Consider the following 21291-nt stretch of genomic DNA (forward strand, 5'->3'; position numbering starts at 1 on the left):
TTTCAATGCCTACTGAAACGACAAACAGCGATTTCCAACTAGCTCCGGTGCAGTTCTCGCGGCTGAGCCGGCGGGGCATCATGCTCGGCCTGTCCTTGCCGCAGCTAGTTGCCCTCTCGATCGGCACACTGACAGTGGTCGCGGCGCTGTATTCGATGGGTGCCTCGGGCGTCGCATGGACTAGTCCGATCTGGGGCACGGCGGCGGTCATCGCAGGCGTGCCCATAGGCGGTCGCAAGATCGTCGAGTGGGTGCCGATCGTCAGTCGGTGGATGCTGCGAACAGCCCAAGGGCAGCTGACCTACCGCCGCCGGATCATCCACCCAAGACCGGTTGGCACATTGGCACTACCAGGCGACGCGAGCTCTCTGCGCGAGTGGGACGATCCCGAGTCAGGCGCGGTCATGATCCACGATCCGCACGGACGGACCCTGACAGCCATCGTGACAGTGTCCCACCCGGCGTTCGCGCTCCTCGATCCGGGCGAGCAGCAAAGAAGAGTGACGGGATGGGGGCGCGTGCTGGCAGGCGCATGTCGATCAGGCCGTATTGCCCGGCTGCAAGTGTGCGAACGGACGCTCCCCGACTCAGGTACCGATCTCGCGGAATGGTGGTCGGGCCACGGAGTCAATGACAACAGCTGGGCCGCAAACACCTACCGCGAACTCATCGACCGGGCAGGACCAGCCGGCGAGCGCCACGCAACGACCATCAGCCTCGCACTTGACATGCCTGCAGCCTCCCGTCAGATCCGCTCCCAAGGAGGCAGCGTCCGCGGTGCGGCAGCCGTTCTCCGCCAGGAAATGACCTCCCTGACTCGAGCACTACGGGCTGCCGATCTAATCGAGGGCGGATGGCTCACGGCCGACGAACTCGCAAGCATCCTCCGGACGGCATACGACCCCGCCGTCGGCGCCGAGCTGGACCGGCATCCCGGGATGGGTCGCGACTTGGCAACCGCCGGCCCCGTCGCGGTCACAGAGAGCTGGGATCACCTTCGCTCCGACAGTGGATATCACTGCGTCCTTTGGATCAGCGAATGGCCCAGGTCGCAGGTCTACCCCGGGTTCCTGTCGCCGCTCGCCTTCACGAACGGAGTCTTGCGCACTGTCTCCCTTCACTACGTGCCGATTCGCGCCGATCAAGCCGCCCGTGACATCCGCAAGAAAAAGACTGAACTGATCAGTGATGCCCACCAGCGGCAACGTATCGGTCAGATTGAGGATGCGTCCGCGACTGCGGAGTATGAGGACGTGCTTCAGCAAGAGGCCGATCTCACCGCCGGTCATGGAGTACTGAGGACGACCGGGCTCATCTGCGTGACCGCATCCACCGTCGATGAGCTCGACGCGGCGGTTTCCTCGATCGAGCAGGCTGCCATTCAGAGCTCCTGTGAGACGCGCCGTCTTCTTGGCCAGCAAGCGCAAGCCTTCACCGCGGCCGCCCTGCCCTTGTGCCGCAACGTGTGACCTTGCGCACCTTCTCTGGAATCCACCCGTTAGGAGCCACCATGTTTGAACAAGGGATCCCCACCGAATCGCGCTGGGTCAGCGTCGTCTTTCTCCAAGCAGAGCGAGCCGATCGCGTGATCGGCACCATCACTCGTCTTGGACCGGTCGCGGGAATCGAGTACCTCCGGCAGTGGGACCGCGGCGATGAGACCACCGACGCCGCGCTTACGAACGGATACGTCTACGACCGCATCCCCGCAGGGTTGACAGACCGGACTCTCGTTCAACCTGATTCGCCGTACGCACTGACGTACAACGCGGTTCACCGGTATGTCTCACTCTTGCGTCGATATCCGACGGAGCCCGTCCCGTCGTGTGCTTCATCGTCAAACCGGCCTTCCCGAATTGTCCGTCCTGTCATCGACATCTGGGGACCTGTCCGAGACAGGCCGGCTGCTCAGGGGAAGCACGCGGTGGCGATGTGAACGACTCAAAAGACGAGCGGCTGCACACTGCTGCGCTGGTACAGCCTCGCGGCGAGCTTCGTGGTGATCGTCGTGCGCGCAAGAGGTTCGCCACAAAGATCGAAGTGGATGCCCGCAAAGCCAAGCAAGTTGCAGCGCGGGTGCGCTGGCACGCTGAACGAGATGAGGAGCGATCCCGGGCATACCTTCCCAGTGGCGGAGAGTCAGGCCGCGCTCAACTGCGGATGCCAGGGAGGTTGCGCATTCCCAAGCATCAGGACACCTCGGCCACTTTGTCTGGTCACTACCCGTTTCTCGCTGAGGCGGGGCTGGGGTCGGCCGGCGTTTTCGTTGGGCAAGACCTCTACTCGGGTGGCTCATTCGTCTACGACCCTTGGGTGCTCTACCAGCGGGGACTGATCACCGCCCCGAACATCGTGCTCGCCGGTATCGTCGGCTCGGGCAAGTCGGCCCTGGCCAAATCGCTCTACACTCGCTCGCTCCCCTTCGGCTACCGCGTCTACGTACCCGGCGATCCAAAGGGCGAGCACACCGCCGTCGCTGAGGCCGTCGGTGGGATGGCGATCATTCTCGGTCACGGAATGCGCAATCGGCTTAATCCCCTCGACGAGGGCCACCGCGCAGCATCCGCTTCTGACGAAGAATGGGCGGCGCAGCTGGCCTCGCGCCGCCGCGAACTGATCGGCGCCCTTGCGGAAACTGTGCTCGGGCGACCGCTCAGCCCGCTCGAACACACCGCGATCGACCTCGCCGTCGCCGACGCCGTTCGCGGCGCTGACGTACCCATTCTGCCCATGGTCGTGGACCGCATTCTCGCTCCGAATCCGACGGACGACGAGGGACGACTCGCCGAAGACGGCCGTCTCGTCGGCCATGCGCTGCGCCGGCTCGTTGCTGGGGACCTCGCCGGACTGTTCGACGGGCCATCGACCGTGCGCTTCGACCCCTCGCTCCCGATGGTGTCGCTCGACCTCTCCCGCGTTGCAGAGAACTCGACGCTGATATCTGTACTGATGACGTGTTCGTCTGCGTGGATGGAGGCCGCACTCGCCGATCCCGCTGGCGGCAAAAGATGGGTCATCTACGACGAAGCGTGGCGGCTGATGGCTTACCCCGCGCTGCTGCGCCGAATGGACGCACAGTGGCGTCTCGCACGGCACTTCGGCATCGCAAACATGCTCGTCTTCCACAAACTCACCGACCTCGACAATGTGGGCGACTCTGGATCCGCGATGCGAGCACTCGCGTCATCCCTGCTTGCCAATGCAGAAACCCGGATCGTCTACCGCCAGGAACCTGACCAACTCGGATCGACGGCGAGTGCGCTCGGACTCAGCGGAACCGAGCAGAGGCTTCTCCCCATGCTCGGAACCGGGCAGGGTCTCTGGCGGATTAAGGATCGGAGCTTCGTGGTGCAGCACCAGCTACACCCCGACGAACTCGCAGTCTTCGACACCACCGCCCGCATGAATGCCAGTCAGTAACGCGAGTTACTGACGATGGGCACCTTTCATCAGAGCGAGGAGGCATTCCGATGGCCGAAACTATGAGCACCGAGCGCGAGGCGCGACTGACTCTTGCCGCGTTGTCCGAGCCGAGCGATATCGTCACTGGGACTCTTGTGGCGCGCATCGGGGCGGCGGAGACCTTGCAGCTCATCACTTCGGGAGTCCGGCTTCCAAACGGTGTCGACCCGGCCGAGGGTGAGCTGTGGCGACGTCGACTTGCCCCGCGCATTAATCCCGGCCAAATCGATCGCATCCAAACTGATATGGAGCGACACAACTTGCAGTTGCTCACGCCTGAGGACATCGACTGGCCAGGTGAGCTTCAGCAGATCGGCGCGAGCGCTCCGATAGCACTTTGGCTGAAGGGCGACCGGACCGGCCTGTCGACGCCGCTCCCCGGCCGCGTCACCATCGTCGGCGCCCGCGCGGCGACCGCGTACGGCAGCCAAGTCGCGACGGAGCTCGCTTCGGATTTGGCGTCCCAGGGGCGGGTGATCTTGTCCGGTGGCGCCTATGGGATCGATGTGTCCGTGCACCGTGCCGCCGCGGTCGCACAGCCCGGCTCGACGATCGCGGTACTTGCCAGCGGACTCGACCGCGTGTATCCGGCCGGCAATGAGCAGTTGTTTGAACGCATCGAGCAAAGCGGCGGGCTCCTCGTCAGCGAGCTGCCACCCGGCTCGGCACCAACTCGGTGGCGGTTCTTGCAACGGAATCGAATTCTTGCAGCACTGTCGGGCGCAACTGTTGTCGTCGAGGCCGGATACCGCTCTGGATCACTGGACATTGCGGGGCAAGCCCACTCGCTGGGCCGGCCGGTCGGCGCTGTCCCCGGTCCCGTCACAAGCGCGGCGAGTGCAGGATGCCATCGTCTCGTTCAAGAGGGGATCGCGAGCCTCGTCATCGACGCGCAGGATGTGACGGACTTGTTGGATTCGACCGTAGGGTTCTCCGGCGACCGCACCTTCGCCTACTCCCCCGTGCGACGGTTCAGCCGGCCCGGAACCGAACTGCGGCTCTGAGCAAGCAGTGCCAGCAATGACGACACAACGACCGCAATCCACGCCAGGCGACGAGTTCGCGAATATCGGCATCGGCATGCTTCTCTCATGCGCGGTGCTTGCCCTGCTCCTCCGTGGGGCGGGTTCGGTCGCAGCGTGGGCGACTGGCATTGCCCAACCGATCGGAGGTTTGGAGACCGGCATTGCCGTGCTCTTCAACCCCGGCAACCCGTCAGCAGCGTTGAATTCACCGGGCTTAAGCGCCATCGCATATTGGATTGCAGCCATCGTCTTGGTTGGCCTTGTTGGAGCCACTGGATTCGCTGCGTGGTGGGGATTTCGAAATGTCGACCACTCCGCTGCAGTGGACCCCTACCGGATAAACGGGATCGCTACGAGATCCGACGTGCTGCGGGCGGCCTCGACGAAGGCGCTCATGCGACGTGCAGTACACCTTCGTCCCTCTCTAATAAGGGCCGTCCCCACCGACGTCGGCTACCGAATCGGATATTCTCGCGGCGCCGATATCTGGGCGAGCATCGAGGATTCGACCCTCGTCATCGGGCCACCGCGATCCGGAAAGGGAGCGCACATCGTCATCAACGCGATCCTCGACGCCCCAGGTTCAGTCGTCGCCACATCCACCCGACCTGACAATCTCACGGCAACTCTTCGCGCTCGTCAGCGGATCGGCCCTGTCGCCGTGTTCGATCCCCAGCAGCTTGCTGCAGGAGTGCCCGCTGGCTTGCGCTGGTCCCCCATCCGCGGCTGCGAAGACCCGCTAACAGCAATGATCCGCGCGACAGGACTGGCTGCGGGAACCGGGCTCGCTTCCGGTGGAGTGGACGGCGGAAATTTCTGGGAAGCCAAGACCCGCACAGCGCTGCAGGCGCTACTGCACGCCGCGGCGCTCGACCGCCGGTCCCCAGGCGAACTGTTCCGTTGGACACTGAATCCAGCCGCCGCTCACGACGCCGTCTCTATCCTGCTCAGCTCCCCCACTGCAGCCACCGGCTGGGGCGACTCGCTCCAAGCCATGCTCGAGTCCGACCCACGCACGCGCGACTCGATCTGGCAGGGTGTCTCCCTCTCCCTGGGTGCTCTCGCCGACCCACGGGTACTCGATGCGGTCTCGCCGAATAAAGGCGAGAGCTTCGATCCAGAGGAGTTCATACGCAGCAACGGCACACTTTACTTGCTGGCGACGGGGGCAGGTTCCAATAACTCCGCCGCACTCGTCTCAGCCCTTGTCGAGGATCTTGTCGAGACTGCTCGCCGCATTGCCGCTCGCAGCGCAGGCGCCCGCCTTGACCCTCCCATGTTGCTCGCACTCGACGAAATTGGAAACCTTGCGCCCCTCCCGTCCCTCCCCACCCTGATGGCAGAGGGCGGGGGTACCGGCATCACCACCATGTCCGTGCTGCAGTCGCTCGCGCAGGCACGCACCAAGTGGAGCGACAACGCCGCGTCGTCTATCTGGGACTCGTCGATCGTCAAAATTGTGCTCGGCGGGGCATCCAACTCTCGAGATCTTCAGGACCTGTCGACGCTCATCGGCGAGCGCGACGATGCGACGGACTCGACGACGGTCGGCGACCGCGGCTCCCGGTCGTCGCAGCGCTCCGTGCGCCGGGTCGCGATTATGCCTCCAGACAGAATCCGCACCCTGCCGTTCGGAACCGGCCTGATCCTGCTGCGCGCCGCGCCGCCGGTCATCGCGAAGCTTCGAATGTGGACCGAACGGGCCAACGCGGACGAACTTCGGGCAAACCGCGCCGAAATCGAATCGCTCTTGCGAACCCCAGCGCGATTTGACTCCGCTGAGGGACCGGTCGACCAGGAGGAGTGACGGGTGTCCGGCCTGGCGCACCTCATAGCGAATGCGGATCAATCCGATCTGCCGATCACAGGAGGTCGAGTCCCATGGCACTTCACACCCAGCAATCACTTTCCGGCTTCATCGCATCGGAGCCCCAGCATTCCGTTACCGAAAACGGTGACACCCGCTTCTACGTTCGTGTGGGGCAGCCCCACTTCCGGCGCGAGGAGGACGGCGGCTTCACAGAGCTGGACCCGAGCTTCCACGATCTGGTCGCCTATCGAGCCACCGCGGACCGGGCACTCGATCGGTTCTCCAGAGGAGACAGCTTCGTCGCCGAGGGATACGTCCGCACCTTCCAGGTCGAACGTGACGGCGAAGTCATAGAACGCGAAGAGTTTGTCGCGAAGAAGATCGGCCATGACCTTGCCCGCACTAACTACGAGGTCGACCGCGCGCGGCGCACACCAGCTGCCGCGGAGCGCGATGCACCGGTGGCCGGCGCAGCGGTCCTGAATGACTCGCGGCCGACTCGCACTTCCACCGCCTCGCTGGCTATCTGAGCTCGACCATGGTCGAGCAGCTCTTCAACTGGGAATTAGGAGACGCTGAGGCGCCTTTTGACGATGACGCATTCGACGAGCTCGGCGGACCGCTAATCGCAGAGCCGCCGCATCCCATCAACTGGAATCTACTTTCTGCCGAGGAAGCTGAAGCCGAGTGGATCGAACTCAACCGATGGGTGAACTGGCTACGACGAACCTATGGGCTCCCGGCATCTGTCGTGCCCCCGTTCTGGCATCGCCACCTCGAACTCGTGTGGGAGCTGTCTGCCTTGCACTTGCACTGGCTGTGCGCCTACGACCCTGACCAGCACGGTTCAGCACCCTTCGGCTGGCACCGCGACTTCGCCGACGCTCGCCAGCGTCTCCACGACTGGGTCGCGACCTCAGGGACACGACTGGATCGCGACCGGCCGACCCGCCAGACATCCTGGCCCGGCGAGCCCAGCGCCGAAACGATCGAAGACGTGGTGGTCAGCGACCGCGACAAGGACTTCGTGGATTTCGTCACTGGCGACGTTGACAGGCGACGCCAAGCCGAGAGTGACTTCTACAAGCGCGAGGAAACCGAGCGCGCAACGACAGAGCACGTCTGATACTTTCTTCGTGACGGCGGTCCAACGAAGGACCGCGAGATCTGGCCACTGCAGTGCAGGCCCAACCCCAATTGGAAGGGATGCACTGCTATGCCTAATTGTACAAAAAAGCCTTACGCCAACCCGAGCGAGGCGCTCAGAGCGCTCGCAATTCTGCGTCGGCGCGGATACCCGCAACTCGCCAGCATCCACTGGTGCTCACACTGCCAGTGCTGGCACACGACGTCGAAGAAACAGAGCGGGCGGTGGTCGGTGACGGCGCTCGCGAGACGATCTGGAACGTCGACTTGAGCGTGGTGAGCTCGACACGAATGCGACGATTGTAGTCACCGCGTTCTTCAATTTGCCGCTGAAATGCAACGTTAAATCCGCGCCACCACGTTTAGAGTTCTGCTCGACTCAAGGTGACCGGCAGGAATCAAAGACTCGAACCTTCCGTCTACGAAGTGATGATGGGCTGCGCCGGGCAGCATCTCGGGCTTCAAGGGGAATATCGCGCGAGGGTTGTGGAACACGTTCATGCCGGCAATCCACTGTTCGTGATGCTCTTCGCTCACCTCATTTGAGAAAGGTTGGAGCTCCGGAGGATCGCCGGCATATCGGATGCCCTGATGAACTAGCGTTACCGCGCTTGCGCCAAATCCTGTGGAAACTCCGATCCGGTTGAACTTTGTCAAAGTCCCCGCTGGGTTGAATAGCACGGCCGATATGTTTTCAGCATCTGGTTGGAAGAAGAATCCAGAGTCAATCTTTTTCGTTCCCCATAGGTGATGGCTAATAGAACGGACCGACGTGCTCGCGCCGCCGGAGCTAGATACCGCATCCACCACCTTGCCGTAGAGGTACACGGATAGAGCGGTGCCGCTGTATGTCATCGAAAGGTCGTCGTGAAAGTCTTGGATGGCGAACAGGAGGGGAAGTCCGGCTGCGTCCGGATGTTCCCAGTAGCGCTTTCGCAGCTTCGAAGTCAGAGGGCCTGCGAAGCGAATGGGCAGGTAGTGCTGTAGGTACGCATCCACGACCTCCGACGTATCGTTCGGCGTCGGGCGTGGTGTAGCCGAGCCATCCTGAGACGGATTGATCGTGGTCGCTTCGACGCAGAAGCTGCCCTTGAGTCCGATGGCCTTGAAATCGGGAGCGGGACTGGGCTGCTCGATCACATAGCCTGCCTCCACCAAAGTCGCGAACAGGTAGAGCTCCCAGATCCGGGCGTCAAATCCTGAAGTCTGGAACTGCTCAACAAAATTCCCGTCTTGGTCGCGATACCACCGCATCATTAGGTCAACAATTCGGCGAGCGGCAATGTATGCCGTTTGGCCGGCGAGCACCGAAAATGTTGGGTGGAGCCTTGATTCGACGCCGATTGGCGTGAAGAAGTCCATCGCACCGGACTCGTCACCCTGAACTCGAATCCGATCAAAATCCCTGGCCGCGGCCGCGAGGTACTGCTCAAGCTGGCCCTCTGCCTCCGCTCGCGTCTCGCAAAAACGCGTCTGATTCACCCAGCGATAGCGCTCGTCAAGGTCCGCCGTGAGAACTATCCCGGAGAACTCGCCGTCGGAGTCCACGATCAGCACACCGATCACTTTGTGTGAGTCGATCTCGAACCAACCGATCTCTCGTGCAATCCTCGCTACATTCGGATGTCGCGCATAGCCGGCGACGACGTTGAAACGCGCCCGAGTTATTGGGCGCATGATTCGACTCGGCGTACTTGAAGGGAAGGCACGCTGTATCCTCTCAAAAAACTCATCGCAGAACAGCCATCGAGAAGGGATGTTCCATTGTCGACCGATCTCGTGATCGGAAAGCTCGCAGCGATGGAAGACCAGACGGGTCGTCACAAGTCCGAAAAACTGCAGTCCGTTTTGGAGCTATCGTTGCGCGCTGAACTCGAAATTGAGGAGGCGCTCGCGCGAGCTGAACGATGGCGTCTTGCGATCCAGCTTGCCGCGATTCAACTATCGACTGACGGCGCTTCTTGCAGATCCCACGTGAGTTCGAACTCTTGTTCCACCAACGGCCAGACGTTGTCAATCCCGTCCTGAACGGTGGTGATCTGCGCGGCCAGGTCGCCGAAGAGCACAAACTCCTGAGGAATGACTCGTCCTGCCGAGTCTTTTTCCCCATTTGGGCTCGGAAACCGTAGGGCGACGGCGTCATGCGTTCGGCGGCAGACTTCGCGTTCGTGTTCGACGCCGGCGAATGCCCGCTTGTAGTCAACGAAAGGGTCAACAATCCCACCGTCGCGGAGAAACCTAAAACCCCACGTTCGGCCGCGCGTGGACCATATGAACGTCACCTGTCACTCCTGATGAAAATCTGGTCGTCTTCACCGCTGGCCAAGTCCATCTGAAATCCGGTCAGTGTCGCTCGAAGGTGTTCCTCTTTCGCAACCGCGTCCCCGTTTGCGTCCAGCAGCCGATCTCCAAAGAGTTTCGCTGCCTCCTCGATTGCGCCTCCAAAATGAGTGAGAACGAGACCCAACGACTTGACGAGCTTGTTATTGCCGTTGTTGAGCTTGTTGGCGAGAGCCCCTATGCCGCCCAGGGCACCGGCCATCGCGCCAGCGCCGTCGACCAGGTGCTTGTAAACCTTGCCGCGACCGTTCATTGCTTTAGCCCAGCGCACATGCCGCTCAAAGGGAAGCATTGCCGCTATCGGCAGAATCAAGTTCAACCCAATTCGCTGGGCCACCTCGATTCTGCCTGCCTCAAACTTTGCCGATGAGAGGAGAACGAAGTCTTCTCCAACAGAGAGCGCTTGACGTTCTTGAACGAACCCAGCCAGAACTTCTTCGAGCTGGTCGATCTCGTTGCTGGCCTTTGATACTAAGAGGTCTCTGAAGTCAAAGACATTCACGTCCGGCAGTAGGTCAGCCTTCGACAGTGCGAATATCCAGATCCGAGGGAACTGAACGAATGGCCTGCCGTCTTCCAGGAGGTCGTCCTTGATGAGAAGGAGCCCGTTCGCGAAGTTTGTCAAGAGCGCTTTCAGATAGCGTTCTTCGTCGCCGGAATTATCTAGCAGCCGCTGGCCATCAACAAGGATGAAGGCAACGTCGGACTTAAGCAGATTCCGGAAGGTTTCGACACGCCTGGTTGCTTCGGTGCCGCTCGCGTCCTCTTCAAACCACTCTCCCGGGTAGTCATGCCACACGAGCCTCAGAGCGTCGAAAGGGCGATTTTTCTCACTCTTCCTGTTCGACGCGTCCTTCACGTTTATTGAGAATGAGTACGACTCCGAGTCGTGGCTTGTAGCGATCGGGAGCTGAGCGGAACCTCTCATGCCTAGATACGTCTGGTGCAAAAAGCGACCTTGCGACGTCTTGTCGGCCACGATGCTGAACAGTTTGTCTTTTCCGTGCTGCTGCTCGCGGGCTGCTCCGTAAAAGGACGAGACAAGTACAGTCTTACCGCTGCCGCTCTCCCCGAAAACTGCGACGTGCTGTTCTTTTTTTCTGGTCTTGGCCATGTGAGCAATCTACGCGATGCCATTCACCACGTTGGGCTGGCCATATTGCTATTTTTCACGGGAGCGATGCTTGTCGGTGGCTAGGGCTACCGTCATTCCATTCGTCCGCGAATCATTCCGAAGGGGGCACCTTGATAAACACACGAATCACATTCAACGAACGCGGATACAAAGAGCTAGGCCGCGAGCCGCGAGTGGTGTTCTCGTAACTGCCAAGCATGCGCCCCAGCACCCGAAGAATTGAGAACCGCAGTGTGACTCACGGCATCGCCCCCGGCTGCGTTCGTCAATTCCACGACCACGCCAAGTGTGTAGATCGATTCGAGTTCGTTTCCAGTCGGTATGCCCATGTTTGGGACCCTAGTAGGGGCCGCTGACAAGCTTTTCCCTTCCGGTTCCATGCATAGGCGGTGCCAGCTGCTGCAGCACTTGAGCCGGCTCGGCTGTCACACTGCGATCCGGCTCCGCCTAGAGGTCTCTCGTCGTCGACGTTGAGGTGTGCCCCAGCACGTCGACCGCGGTCTGCAGGCCAAGTTCATTTGCGAGAAGGATCGAGTCAAGTGCTCGGCGCACCCACAGCTCCCGTGAGGGTGGGGGTCGCTGGAAAGCGGCAGGACGGTCCGGCCACCGTGGCAGCACCGCGATCAATTCTCATCCCTTTTGAATGCCCGGTCGAGCAACGCCGCGGTCTCGGGGTTCACCAGCTCCCTGCGCTGGATGTAGTGCATCACCGTGACCCTCGTATCCGTGTGCCCGAGCAGCTCTGCCGCGAGCTCCACACCGGCGTTGTCGTTGACCGCTGTCGCCACCGTGCGGCGGAACATGTGCGGGGTCACTCCGGCTATTCCCGCTCCCCCGAGCACCCGCCGTAGCTGGCGGCGCACGTTTGCGGTGGTCAACGGCGTGCCGTCGCGCGACTGGAACAGCAGCGCGTCCAACTCCAGGCGGCCTGCGTTGGCGAGACGCCGCCGCACGGCGTCAGACGTGAACGTGGGAAGCGCCACGATTCGCCGGGACGTGGCGGTCTTGGGGTGGTCCTGCCGGAAGGTCCGCTCGCCGTTGCGGGTGACGATCGTCCCGGCGAGGCGGATGGACGGCACGGCGCTGGTGATGTCGACGTCCCGGCGGCGGATGGCGAGCACCTCCCCGATCCGGGCCGAGGTGCCCAGCATCACCTCGACGATCGCGCCGAGCTGGCCGTCGGGCAGCGGGCCGGAGACGTGGTCCGCGCCGCTTTCCCAGCGGGCGATCGCGGCACGGATCACGTTCACCTCCGGGGCGGTGAGCGCGTCGGGGATGTGCGGTTCCCGGCGGAGACGGGAGACGTGGTCCATCGGGTTGCGGTGGAGGATCTCGTGCCGCACCGCCAGCTCGAGCGCCAGCCGCAGCACCACCCGGGCCTGCTTGGCGCGGTTGTACGACCGCTTCCCCAACTCCTTGATGAACCGGTCGCAGCGGGCGACACCGATCTCGCGCAGGGTCAGGCTGTCGAACACCGGGGAGACCAAAGTGCGCATGTTGCGTTCGTAGAGGTTGCGGGTGGTGCGGGAGATGCGGCCCTCCATATCGATGTCCGCGAGCCAGTAGGCCACGAGGTCGGCGAACAGGCTGTCCGGCGTCAGCGTCGTGTCGGCCGGCTGCAGCTCGGAACGCTCGACGAGCCGCGCCTTCAGCGCGCGTTCGGCCGCTGCGGCGGTGGCGCCGCTGCTCTGCACCTGGCGTGTCCTGCCGTCCCAGTCGCGGTACCGGGTGCGCGCCTCGAAACGGCCGGACGCCACCTTCCGGATGGTGATGTCGCCGACCGTGCCGATGGTCAGCCGTGGCCGCGACATCAGATCACCGCCGGTCGGAGGCTTCGCGCTGCTCGGCCATCCAGGCCCGCACGTCGGAGACGGCGAACTTCAGGTGCTTGCCGAACCGGTACGCGGCCGGGCCCTTGCCGTGCACCCGCCAATCGTAGACGGTGGAGACGGGCAGGCCGAGGTAGGACGCCAGCTCGGCGACGTCCATCAGCGGTTCCAGGCCCCAGGAGTCGGTGCCAGATGAGTCGGAGCCTGCGGAGGGCGGGTATTCGTCGCGGATTTTCATACTCGCAAGGTGCGCACGGCGATCCCGGAGGACCCGAGACGACCGCAGGCGACGTGCTCGCCCCGGAGAAAAGGTGCGTCTCACCGGCTCCGGAGAGGAATAAACGGTGGGTTTTTGATGGGGTAGTCAAATCTCTTAACCAAAAAGTCTCGGAAACCCGTGAGTTTCCGAGACATTTTTGTCGGGCTGACAGGATTTGAACCTGCGACCCCCTGACCCCCAGTCAGGTGCGCTACCAAGCTGCGCTACAGCCCGTGACATGTTGCCTCGAAAGGCAACTGGAATAGCTTAGCGCAGCCGGGAACGCAGTTCGGGCCATGCGGCCGCAAAGCCGGGATGAAGTTGCAGATCTTTTACCTCGTCGACCGAAACCCAGGCCAGAGCAACGCTTTCCGCGTCGCCGATCACCGGCTCGAACTCGCTCGATGTCTCAGTCACGACGGTCGTGTAGCGCCAGAAGCCCAGCTCGAGCACCGACGTGAACAGCACGGTCAGCAGCCCCGCCGGAACACCGGCCTCCTCGAGCGCCTCGCGCAACGCGCCCTCCACCGGGGTCTCGCCCTCCTTGAGCGCACCGCCGGGCAGACCCCACGTTCCGCCGTGGTGGCTCCAGCCGACGCGGTGCTGCAGCAGCACTCCCGCGGCCGGGTGCCAGACCAACAGGCCGGCCGCGCCGAACCGGCCCCAGTACTTCGCGCCATCCGGCCCGTAGACCCAGGCGTCGCCGCTGTCGCGCACGCCGAACGGCGGGAGCGGGGGTGGCAGGTCGCTCACGAGCCGAGTCCGAAGAACTCGACGATGGTTTCGGATGCGTCGAAACCTTTTTCGGGCGCGAGTGGCCACACGTGGGTACCGCCGGCGATCGTGATCACCTCGAGTTTCGATTCGTCATCACACTCATCGTAGGTCGCCCGGGTGATGGTTCCCTCGATCACGGTCTGCGGGAACCTGCTGCAGTCGTTGCGCCCGATCCACTCGCGCGTCGCGTCGGCGACCGATGCGTTGTTCCACTGGCCGAAGCGCGCCGCCGTGAATTCGTTCGTCGGCCCTCCGCGGTAGGGCACGGTGAGGTCGCCCGTTCCGTGGATGATGAGCACGTCGGTCGTCTCGCTGCGGTCGCAGTCGGCCACGTTGAATGCGCCGGAGACGACGGCGATACCCGCGACGCGGTCGCCGAGTTCGCAGCTGAGCCGGTACGACATCATGCCGCCGTTCGAGAATCCGGCGAAGTAGATGCGGCTCGCGTCGACCGGGAATCTCTCCTCCACGTCGTCGAGCATCGCCGCAATGAAGCCGACATCGTCGACCTGGGTGCGGCGCGGGGCCGCGCAGCATCCGTCGGCGTTCCACGCCAGCTGTCCCTCGATGTCGGCCGCCTGCGTGCCGTTCGGGTAGACCACGATGAAGTTGCCTGCCCTCGCGAGGCCGGACAGTCCGGTGGCCGCCTCCGCCTTCGCGCCGTTGCCGCCCGCGCCGTGCAGCACGACGAGCACGGGAAGGGTCTCCGGGAGCCCCGCCGCGGCTCCCTCGGGAACGTGCGCGACGTAGCTTCGTTCGACACCGTCGACGGTGAGCGCGTGTGTGTCCGCGGGATCGCCAACGTCGACCTTCGTCTGCCCCTCGGCGAGGGAGGGCGCACACCCCGCGAGCAATACCGCCGTGAGCGCGAGGGCGGCAATGCGTGCCGCTCCCCCGAATCTCATCGCATCAGTCTAAATCGCGTCGGAGTGGGCGGCGCGCGGTCGGCCCGCGGCACGCTCGCGGTGCGGGAGAATCGGAGCATGACAGACAACGACGCCGCCAAGTACGAGCGCGAGCTCGTGCTTCACCTGCGGATGCGGGGCCAGACCGAACCCGAGATCGCGAGCTCGATCACCGAGCTGCGCGCCTACGCTAAGAAGACCGGTAAGCCGATCGAGGAAGAGTTCGGCACGCCCGCCGAGTTCGCGTCGCAGTTTCCGATCCGCAACAGCCCGACGACGAAGGGCGGCGCCTTGCGACGGCTGTTCGGAGCGGCGCTCAAGCCGAGCCCGAAGGCGCCGCGCGAGAAGCCGTGACCCGCGGGCCCTGCTAGCTCGCGCTCACGAGTTGCACGCGCATCGAGTCGACGCGGGTCGCGATGATCTCACTCGCCACCCATTTCTGCTGCATCCGCGAGACCACGGCATCGAGTTCGTGCTTGCTGAGACCGTCGACGAGGGCGAGCTGCACCAGCAGTTCCGGTCCGGCCAGCCGGCTCGCGGGATCACCTGCCGCCAGGGCGACGCTGCGCACCGCCGGCTCGCCAGCCGCGGCATCCGCAAACGCGTCGAGCACCTGCTCGTCTCGGAAGCTGGGCGTCCACGGCTGCGCCTGCGCGATCGCCCACAGGGCGGGGCGACGGATCACGAACTCGGTCGACGACGTGGGGTCGAGCACGACCAACTCGGTCTGCTCGCTCGCCGCCGCCAGCGCGACCCGGGTCGCGGCGGCCGGCACGGGGCGGGCCTTCGGGTTCCAGTGGCTCATCGCGTTCACCGAGGTGAACACCGGCAGTACGTTGCGGCCGTCGGGTCCGGCGACCGTGATGATCGACAGCTCCTGCGTCTTGTCGATCACGACGCCGTGCTCGTTGAGCCCCGCCTCGCCGACGTGAGCGACGAGAGGGATCAGCAGGCGCGACTCACGCAGGGCGTCGACGACCTCCGCCTCCCCCAGTTCGCCACTCGCGAACCGGCGCAACGCCTCGATCAGCCGCTCCGGGGCCGAGCCGTCGTCATCCGCGCTCGTATTGGGCTCGAAATGGCGGCCCTCCCACGGCGTTCCGGCGGAGTCCGCGCCCCCGTGACCGTGCTGGCCGTGGTGCCCCGGGATTTCGCGATCAGCCATGGTCAGTCGTTCGCGACGTCGAGCGCCTCCGCGAGCGTGAAGTTCTTCGCGTAGAGCGACTTGCCGAGGATGGCGCCTTCGAGGCCGCGGGGAACGAGCGCGCGCAGCTCGGCGATGTCGTCGAGGCTGGAGATGCCGCCGGACGCGATGACGGGCTTGTGGGTGCGCTCCATGACCTGCACGAGCAGGTCGAGGTTCGGACCCTGGAGGGTGCCGTCTTTGGTCACGTCGGTGACGACATAGCGGCTGCAGCCCGCGTCTTCGAGGCGCTCGAGCACGGTCCAGAGGTCGCCGCCCTCCTGCGTCCAGCCGCGGGCGGCGAGGGTGGTGCCGCGCACGTCGAGGCCGACCGCGACCGCCTCGCCGAATTCGGCGATGACGTGGGCGGCCCACTCGGGGTTCTCCAGAGCTGCGGTGCCGAGGTTGATGCGCTTGGCGCCGGTCTGCAGGGCCGCCTCGAGGCTCGCGTCGTCACGGATGCCTCCGGAGAGCTCGATGTTCACGCTGCGCGGCGCGTTCTTGATGACCTTCTCGATCACGTGGCGGTTGTTGCCACGGCCGAACGCCGCGTCGAGGTCGACGAGGTGGATCCACTCGGCGCCCTGGCTGATCCACTCGTCGGCGGCGTCCATCGGGTTGCCGTACGACGTCTCCGACCCCGCCTCGCCCTGGGTGAGGCGAACTGCCTTGCCGCCGGCGACGTCGACTGCGGGAAGGAGGGTGAGACCGGGGGTCCTGGTGAACTCGCTCATTGCCGTGCTTTCTTCTGGAGAGATTGCGAACTCGGGCGCGCAAACACTCGATAGTACCGGTTGGCTCGCGCTACAGAGTATTGAGCCAATTCTTCAAGAGACGGATGCCCGGCTCCCCCGATTTCTCGGGGTGGAACTGGGTTGCCGTGAGCGGACCGTTCTCGACCGCGGCGATGAAGCGGGCGCCGTGCTGCGCCCAGGTCACCATCGGCGGGGTGAACGGCGGCTGCGGATCGAGCTTCCACTGCTGCACCGCATACGAGTGCACGAAGTAGAAGCGCTCGTCGTGGATACCGGCGAACAACCGGGAGTCATCGGGGGCTTCCACGGTGTTCCAGCCCATGTGCGGCAGCACCGGCGCCTCGAGTTCGGTGACGCTGCCCGGCCATTCGCCGAGGCCGGGCGCCTGGTTGCCGCGCTCTACGCCGTGCTCGAACATGACCTGCATGCCCACGCAGATGCCCATGACGGGACGGTCTGCGATGAGCCGCTTCTCGATGAGGGCGCCGCCGCCGACCTTCGCGAGCGCCTCGGCGACCGCGGAGAACGCGCCGACACCGGGTACGAAGAGGCCGTCGGCGTTCATCGCGCGATCACGGTCGGAGGTGAGCTCGACCCGGGCGCCGGCCAGCTCGAGCGCCTTCGCGGCGGAGTGCACGTTGCCCGACCCGTAGTCGAGCACAACGACGGAGGGAGAGACGAGCGTCACAGCGCGCCCTTCGTCGACGGGATGCCGCTGACGCGGGCGTCGGGCTCGACGGCCTTGCGCATGGCGCGCGCGAACGCCTTGAACTCGGCCTCGGCGATGTGGTGCGGGTCACGGCCGCCGAGCACGGTGATGTGCACGGTGAGTCCCGCGTTGAAGGTGATGGCCTCGAAGACGTGGCGCACCATCGAACCGGTGAAGTGGCCGCCGATGAGGTGCATCTCGAAGCCGGCGGGCTCGCCGGTGTGCACGAGGTAGGGACGGCCGGAGATGTCGACGACGGCCTGCACGAGCGCCTCGTCGAGCGGCACGAGGGCGTCGCCGTACCGCGAAATGCCCGACTTGTCGCCGAGCGCCTGCTTGAGCGCCTGGCCGAGGGCGATGCCGATGTCTTCGACGGTGTGGTGCACGTCGATGTGGGTGTCGCCGGTCGCCCGCACGGTGAGGTCGATCAGGGAGTGCTTCGAGAACGCGGTGAGCATGTGGTCGTAGAACGGCACCGACGTCTCGATGTCGGAGACGCCCGTGCCGTCGAGGTTGATCGACAGTTCGATGCTGGACTCGCTCGTGGCGCGTTTGATGCTGGCGACGCGGGGTTCGGTGCTCATACCGTCAATTCTATCGAGGGGCGGGTTGGTCAGGTCGCTGGCTGCAGCGAGGCGAGCGCGTCGAGCAGGGCTGTGGTCTCCGCGGTGGTTCCCGCCGTGATGCGCAGGTGGCCGGGGATGCCGATGTCGCGAACGAGGATGTCACGGGCGAGCAGCGCCTCGAAGGTGGCGTTCGGGTCGTCGAAGCCGCCCACGAGAACGAAGTTCGCCGAGCTGGGCAGCACGCTGTAGCCGAGTTTCGGCAGCTCGGCGAGCAGGCGGTCGCGCTGGCCGCGGATGTCGTCGACCATGGCGAGCATCTCGGGGGTGTGCCGCAGTGCGGCGACGGCGGCCGCCTGGGTGAGCGCGGAGAGGTGGTACGGCAGGCGCACGAGCCGAAGCGCGTCGGTGACCGCGGGATCGGCGGCGAGGTAGCCGACCCGCGCACCCGCGAAAGCGAAGGCCTTGCTCATGGTGCGCGAGACGAGCAGCCGCGGACGACCGTCGAGCAGGGTGATCGCGCTGGGTTCGTCGTCGCCCGCGAATTCGGCGTAGGCCTCGTCGACCACGACGATGCCGTCGGTCGCGTCGTAGGCTGCTTCGATCGTATCCAGCGAAACGCCGGTGCCCGTGGGGTTGTTCGGCGCGCAGAGGAAGACGAGGTCGGGGGTGGTCTGCTCGATCCAGCGGGTGACGGTCTGCGGCAAGATCTCGTAGCCCGGGTCGCGTTCGCCCGCGATCCAGCGCGTGCCGGTGCCCGAGGCGAGGATCTTGTGCATCGAGTAGGTGGGAGGGAAGGCCAGCACGCTGCGTCCCGGTCCGCCGAACGCCTGCAGGATCTGCTGCAGCACCTCGTTCGAGCCGTTCGCCGCCCAGAGATTGTCGACCGTGAGCGCCTTCTCGGCCGGGAGTCCGGGGTTGAGGTAGCGGGCGAGCGACTCCCGCAGCTCGGTGAACTCGCGGTCGGGGTAGCGGTTGACCGTGAGGATCGCGGCGGCGAGCGACTCGACGATGTCCTGGGCGACGGCCTCGGGGATCGGGTGCGAGTTCTCGTTCACGTTCAGGGCGATGCGCACGGGCTTCTGCGGAGCACCGTAGGGCTCGAGCCCGCGCAGGTCGTCACGGATGGGGAGATCGGAGAGGTTTACCACTGGACAATCGTATGGCCGCGCGCGGCTTGTTACCGCGCGGCGCTGTTTACTCGGCGCTGTTTACTCGGCGCTGTACTCGGCGGGCAGCATCAGACGCTGCCCGGCCTGCACGCTGCCGGTCTCGAGCTGGTTGACCGACAGGATGTCGTTGATCACGTCGCGCGGGTCGACACCGGGGGCGATGTCTTCGGCGAGGCTCCAGAGCGACTGCCCGGCCTGCACGGTGACCTCTTCGAGGTCGGCGCCGCTCGAGTTCGTGGCAGTGGCGCCGCCGCCGTTGAGGGCGACCAGCATGACGCCGGCGACCACGGGGATCGCGGCGAGCGTAGTGAGTACGGCGCGGCCGCGCTTGGTTATACGCAGGCGGGGCTGAGCCGAGGGAACACGAACGACCGGACGTTCGGTGATGGTGGTGACGACTGCTGTGCTCATGTGCTGCTCCTTCTCGTTGCTCGCCTGCTGATTCGAGTGCTTGTGAAAGCTCCGTATCCGACCCTCGGCCGGGAGGGCCGGATACGAAGCTTTGTTCCGAACATACATTCGAATAGTGCCCGCCGCAAGCAATTCTTCGAATATGTAGACGAATGTTTCTGCGACACACTCGAATAGGTGTTTGTTTTGACGACGTAATGCGGATACTGTTTCGAATGTCTGAGAACAGGTAATCAGCAGCCACCGACATTGGAGTGCACATGAGCGACGAGACCAGCGGCAACGCGGCTCCCGAGCGGTCGACGACGAGACGGCGCAAGAGCCTGAGCGACAAGCAACTCGCCATCCTCGACGTGATCCAGCGCTCGGTCGCGAGCCAGGGCTATCCGCCGAGCATGCGCGAGATCGGCGACGCCGTCGGCCTCTCCTCGCTCTCGAGCGTCACCCACCAGCTCAACCAGCTCGAACTCAGCGGCTACCTGCGCCGCGACCCCAAGCGCCCCCGCGCCCTCGAGGTGCTCATCGAGATGCCGACGCAAGAGTCGGATGCACCGGAGAGCTCGGGTTACGCCCCCTCGGTCGGCGACGCCGCAATGGTGCCGTTGGTCGGACGTATCGCCGCCGGTATCCCCATCACCGCCGAGCAGCAGATCGACGAGGTCTTCCCGCTCCCCCGCCAGCTCGTGGGAAAGGGCGAGCTGTTTATGCTCAAGGTCGTCGGCGACTCGATGATCGACGCCGCCATCTGCGACGGCGACTGGATCGTCGTACGCCAGCAGAAGACCGCGGAGAACGGCGATATCGTCGCGGCGATGCTCGACGACGAGGCCACCGTCAAGGTGTTCCAGCAGCGCGACGGCCACACCTGGCTGCTCCCCCGCAACAGCCAGTTCGCCCCCATCCTCGGCGACTTCGCCGAGGTGCTGGGCAAGGTCGTCGCGGTACTGCGCTCTGTCTAACTAGAGCCCGCCCGCACCCGCGGACGCAGCGCCCACCAGCCGAGGCACACGACGATTGCGGCCAGCCCCGCGCCGCCGATGCAGAGTCGCACCGTGCGGAACACGAGGTCCGGGTCGACCGGCGATACGCCCCCGCCGATGCCAAGCAGCCAGTAGACCAGCCCGAGACCGAGCGCCGGCGTCAGCACAGCGAGCCAGCCCACCGCCCGCCCGGTGCGTCCGAGCCGACCGGGCTGCGGTTCGCCCGGCACGGTGCGCCGCACCCAGAGCGCGAACCAGACGACCACGATCACCGCGCCGAGCACCGAACTGCCGTGCTGCAGCCACTTCACGACCGGTAGCGGGCCGAGCGGCTGCGCGGTCCACGAGGCGGCCGCGGTGAGCCAGCCCGCGTGGGTGAGCGTGTCCCACGCCAAGTGGGTGGCGATGCCGACGAGAACGGATGCCGCCGCGAGGGCGCCATATGGCACCGACAGGCGGGCGCGGCCAGACCGGCGGGCGCCCCCGGTCGGCAGCCCGGTCGGCAGCCGCGTCCGCAGCCAGTGCGGTGCGAAGTCGGCCGCGGGCCGGCGGAACACCAGCTGCCAGAGCGCGAAGACGATCAGCCCGGCGCCGAGGTCGAGCGTGACGGCCCCCAGCAGCGAGTGCGAGAATCCGCGCTCGACGTCGATCGGCACGAAGTAGAACAGGTCGGGCGCCATGCTTCCGATCACGAGTGCCGCGGGCAGCAACGGTGTGCGAGCGAACGGCAGCACGGCCGCGACATGGCTCGGGGTGAATGGCACGAGTCATTGTGACCGAAACACGGGGACACCGGAAGGGTTGCCGTGTACGCGCGAGAGGGGCGGATG

At 64.8% G+C, this 21291-nt stretch carries 22 protein-coding genes and 1 tRNA gene; 8 read left to right on the forward strand and 15 right to left on the reverse strand.

Annotation, left to right across the window (positions count from 1 at the left end):
- Positions 1-5: 5 nt before the first annotated feature.
- From ACLQ6X_RS12590 to ACLQ6X_RS12615, 6 genes are all read left to right on the forward strand, one after another.
- The gene (locus ACLQ6X_RS12590) at positions 6-1469 is read left to right on the forward strand and encodes an SCO6880 family protein (RefSeq protein ID WP_411700495.1); all 1464 of its coding nucleotides are present in this window, start codon (positions 6-8) and stop codon (positions 1467-1469) included.
- 463 nt (positions 1470-1932) lie between these two features.
- On the forward strand, positions 1933-3420 hold the full coding sequence (locus ACLQ6X_RS12595; RefSeq protein ID WP_411700496.1) for an ATP-binding protein: 1488 nt from the start codon (positions 1933-1935) through the stop codon (positions 3418-3420).
- 50 nt (positions 3421-3470) lie between these two features.
- A complete protein-coding gene (dprA, locus tag ACLQ6X_RS12600; RefSeq protein WP_411700497.1) occupies positions 3471-4466 on the forward strand; it encodes a DNA-processing protein DprA in 996 nt (331 codons plus the stop codon).
- Positions 4467-4482: 16 nt separating this feature from the next.
- Complete coding sequence (locus ACLQ6X_RS12605) at positions 4483-6294, forward strand: type IV secretory system conjugative DNA transfer family protein (RefSeq protein WP_411700498.1); 1812 nt, start codon at positions 4483-4485, stop codon at positions 6292-6294.
- 74 nt (positions 6295-6368) lie between these two features.
- On the forward strand, positions 6369-6827 hold the full coding sequence (locus ACLQ6X_RS12610; RefSeq protein ID WP_411700499.1) for a single-stranded DNA-binding protein: 459 nt from the start codon (positions 6369-6371) through the stop codon (positions 6825-6827).
- Between the two features lie 8 nt (positions 6828-6835).
- Positions 6836-7423, forward strand: coding sequence for a hypothetical protein (locus tag ACLQ6X_RS12615; RefSeq protein WP_411700500.1), 588 nt, complete (start codon positions 6836-6838; stop codon positions 7421-7423).
- A 362-nt stretch (positions 7424-7785) separates the two neighbouring features.
- On the opposite strand, the gene ACLQ6X_RS12620 is transcribed toward ACLQ6X_RS12615, so the two are convergent.
- The 8 genes from ACLQ6X_RS12620 to ACLQ6X_RS12655 form a co-directional block, all read right to left on the reverse strand.
- Positions 7786-9267 (reverse strand): hypothetical protein, encoded by a 1482-nt coding sequence (locus tag ACLQ6X_RS12620; protein WP_411700501.1) that lies wholly within the window; start codon positions 9265-9267, stop codon positions 7786-7788.
- Between the two features lie 113 nt (positions 9268-9380).
- Positions 9381-9725 carry a hypothetical protein gene (locus ACLQ6X_RS12625; RefSeq protein ID WP_411700502.1) on the reverse strand — a complete coding sequence of 115 codons (345 nt, stop codon included), beginning with the start codon at positions 9723-9725 and terminating at the stop codon, positions 9381-9383.
- Complete coding sequence (locus ACLQ6X_RS12630) at positions 9722-10897, reverse strand: TRAFAC clade GTPase domain-containing protein (protein WP_411700503.1); 1176 nt, start codon at positions 10895-10897, stop codon at positions 9722-9724. The genes ACLQ6X_RS12625 and ACLQ6X_RS12630 overlap by 4 nt, the downstream gene beginning before the upstream one ends.
- 644 nt (positions 10898-11541) lie before the next feature.
- Positions 11542-12729 (reverse strand): tyrosine-type recombinase/integrase, encoded by a 1188-nt coding sequence (locus tag ACLQ6X_RS12635; protein WP_411700504.1) that lies wholly within the window; start codon positions 12727-12729, stop codon positions 11542-11544.
- A gap of 4 nt (positions 12730-12733) precedes the next feature.
- Positions 12734-12985: a helix-turn-helix transcriptional regulator gene (locus tag ACLQ6X_RS12640; RefSeq protein ID WP_411700505.1), complete on the reverse strand. Its 252-nt coding sequence runs from the start codon at positions 12983-12985 to the stop codon at positions 12734-12736.
- A gap of 181 nt (positions 12986-13166) precedes the next feature.
- Positions 13167-13240, reverse strand: a tRNA-Pro gene (locus ACLQ6X_RS12645).
- Positions 13241-13273: 33 nt separating this feature from the next.
- Positions 13274-13759 (reverse strand): NUDIX domain-containing protein, encoded by a 486-nt coding sequence (locus tag ACLQ6X_RS12650; protein ID WP_411700506.1) that lies wholly within the window; start codon positions 13757-13759, stop codon positions 13274-13276.
- Positions 13756-14688 carry an alpha/beta hydrolase family esterase gene (locus ACLQ6X_RS12655; RefSeq protein WP_411700507.1) on the reverse strand — a complete coding sequence of 311 codons (933 nt, stop codon included), beginning with the start codon at positions 14686-14688 and terminating at the stop codon, positions 13756-13758. Before ACLQ6X_RS12655 ends, ACLQ6X_RS12650 begins: the two co-directional genes overlap by 4 nt.
- A gap of 78 nt (positions 14689-14766) precedes the next feature.
- On the opposite strand from ACLQ6X_RS12655, the gene ACLQ6X_RS12660 reads away from it, so the two are divergent.
- Positions 14767-15042 carry a hypothetical protein gene (locus ACLQ6X_RS12660; protein ID WP_411700508.1) on the forward strand — a complete coding sequence of 92 codons (276 nt, stop codon included), beginning with the start codon at positions 14767-14769 and terminating at the stop codon, positions 15040-15042.
- 13 nt (positions 15043-15055) lie between these two features.
- Here the strand turns inward: ACLQ6X_RS12660 and ACLQ6X_RS12665 are convergent, their stop codons facing one another.
- The 6 genes from ACLQ6X_RS12665 to ACLQ6X_RS12690 form a co-directional block, all read right to left on the reverse strand.
- Positions 15056-15853 (reverse strand): SseB family protein, encoded by a 798-nt coding sequence (locus ACLQ6X_RS12665; protein ID WP_411700509.1) that lies wholly within the window; start codon positions 15851-15853, stop codon positions 15056-15058.
- Positions 15854-15855: 2 nt separating this feature from the next.
- The gene (gene priA, locus ACLQ6X_RS12670) at positions 15856-16605 is read right to left on the reverse strand and encodes a bifunctional 1-(5-phosphoribosyl)-5-((5-phosphoribosylamino)methylideneamino)imidazole-4-carboxamide isomerase/phosphoribosylanthranilate isomerase PriA (RefSeq protein WP_411700510.1); all 750 of its coding nucleotides are present in this window, start codon (positions 16603-16605) and stop codon (positions 15856-15858) included.
- 70 nt (positions 16606-16675) lie between these two features.
- Positions 16676-17314, reverse strand: coding sequence for an imidazole glycerol phosphate synthase subunit HisH (gene hisH / locus ACLQ6X_RS12675; RefSeq protein WP_411700511.1), 639 nt, complete (start codon positions 17312-17314; stop codon positions 16676-16678).
- Complete coding sequence (gene hisB / locus ACLQ6X_RS12680; RefSeq protein ID WP_411700512.1) at positions 17311-17919, reverse strand: imidazoleglycerol-phosphate dehydratase HisB; 609 nt, start codon at positions 17917-17919, stop codon at positions 17311-17313. Before hisB ends, hisH begins: the two co-directional genes overlap by 4 nt.
- Before the next feature lie 29 nt (positions 17920-17948).
- Positions 17949-19049, reverse strand: coding sequence for a histidinol-phosphate transaminase (locus ACLQ6X_RS12685; protein ID WP_411700513.1), 1101 nt, complete (start codon positions 19047-19049; stop codon positions 17949-17951).
- Positions 19050-19109: 60 nt separating this feature from the next.
- Entirely contained in the window at positions 19110-19481 is a 372-nt protein-coding gene (locus ACLQ6X_RS12690) for a LysM peptidoglycan-binding domain-containing protein (RefSeq protein WP_411700514.1), read from the reverse strand.
- 260 nt (positions 19482-19741) lie between these two features.
- On the opposite strand from ACLQ6X_RS12690, the gene lexA reads away from it, so the two are divergent.
- Positions 19742-20440 (forward strand): transcriptional repressor LexA, encoded by a 699-nt coding sequence (lexA, locus tag ACLQ6X_RS12695; protein ID WP_411700515.1) that lies wholly within the window; start codon positions 19742-19744, stop codon positions 20438-20440.
- Here the strand turns inward: lexA and ACLQ6X_RS12700 are convergent.
- On the reverse strand, positions 20437-21225 hold the full coding sequence (locus ACLQ6X_RS12700) for a DUF4184 family protein (RefSeq protein WP_411700516.1): 789 nt from the start codon (positions 21223-21225) through the stop codon (positions 20437-20439). The two genes, lexA and ACLQ6X_RS12700, sit on opposite strands and share 4 nt — an antisense overlap.
- Between the last annotated feature and the right edge of the window lie 66 nt (positions 21226-21291).

The organism is Conyzicola sp., assembly GCF_046714715.1.
Lineage (GTDB): Bacteria > Actinomycetota > Actinomycetes > Actinomycetales > Microbacteriaceae > Conyzicola.

Coding starts and splice junctions, on each gene's coding strand:
- ACLQ6X_RS12590 (WP_411700495.1), top strand. CDS start 6: ATGCCTACTGAAACGACAAACAGCGATTTCCAACTAGCTCCGGTGCAG.
- dprA (WP_411700497.1), top strand. CDS start 3,471: ATGGCCGAAACTATGAGCACCGAGCGCGAGGCGCGACTGACTCTTGCC.
- ACLQ6X_RS12605 (WP_411700498.1), top strand. CDS start 4,483: ATGACGACACAACGACCGCAATCCACGCCAGGCGACGAGTTCGCGAAT.
- ACLQ6X_RS12610 (WP_411700499.1), top strand. CDS start 6,369: ATGGCACTTCACACCCAGCAATCACTTTCCGGCTTCATCGCATCGGAG.
- ACLQ6X_RS12615 (WP_411700500.1), top strand. CDS start 6,836: ATGGTCGAGCAGCTCTTCAACTGGGAATTAGGAGACGCTGAGGCGCCT.
- ACLQ6X_RS12630 (WP_411700503.1), bottom strand. CDS start 10,897: ATGGCCAAGACCAGAAAAAAAGAACAGCACGTCGCAGTTTTCGGGGAG.
- ACLQ6X_RS12635 (WP_411700504.1), bottom strand. CDS start 12,729: ATGTCGCGGCCACGGCTGACCATCGGCACGGTCGGCGACATCACCATC.
- ACLQ6X_RS12640 (WP_411700505.1), bottom strand. CDS start 12,985: ATGAAAATCCGCGACGAATACCCGCCCTCCGCAGGCTCCGACTCATCT.
- ACLQ6X_RS12655 (WP_411700507.1), bottom strand. CDS start 14,688: ATGAGATTCGGGGGAGCGGCACGCATTGCCGCCCTCGCGCTCACGGCG.
- ACLQ6X_RS12660 (WP_411700508.1), top strand. CDS start 14,767: ATGACAGACAACGACGCCGCCAAGTACGAGCGCGAGCTCGTGCTTCAC.
- ACLQ6X_RS12665 (WP_411700509.1), bottom strand. CDS start 15,853: ATGGCTGATCGCGAAATCCCGGGGCACCACGGCCAGCACGGTCACGGG.
- priA (WP_411700510.1), bottom strand. CDS start 16,605: ATGAGCGAGTTCACCAGGACCCCCGGTCTCACCCTCCTTCCCGCAGTC.
- hisB (WP_411700512.1), bottom strand. CDS start 17,919: ATGAGCACCGAACCCCGCGTCGCCAGCATCAAACGCGCCACGAGCGAG.
- ACLQ6X_RS12690 (WP_411700514.1), bottom strand. CDS start 19,481: ATGAGCACAGCAGTCGTCACCACCATCACCGAACGTCCGGTCGTTCGT.
- lexA (WP_411700515.1), top strand. CDS start 19,742: ATGAGCGACGAGACCAGCGGCAACGCGGCTCCCGAGCGGTCGACGACG.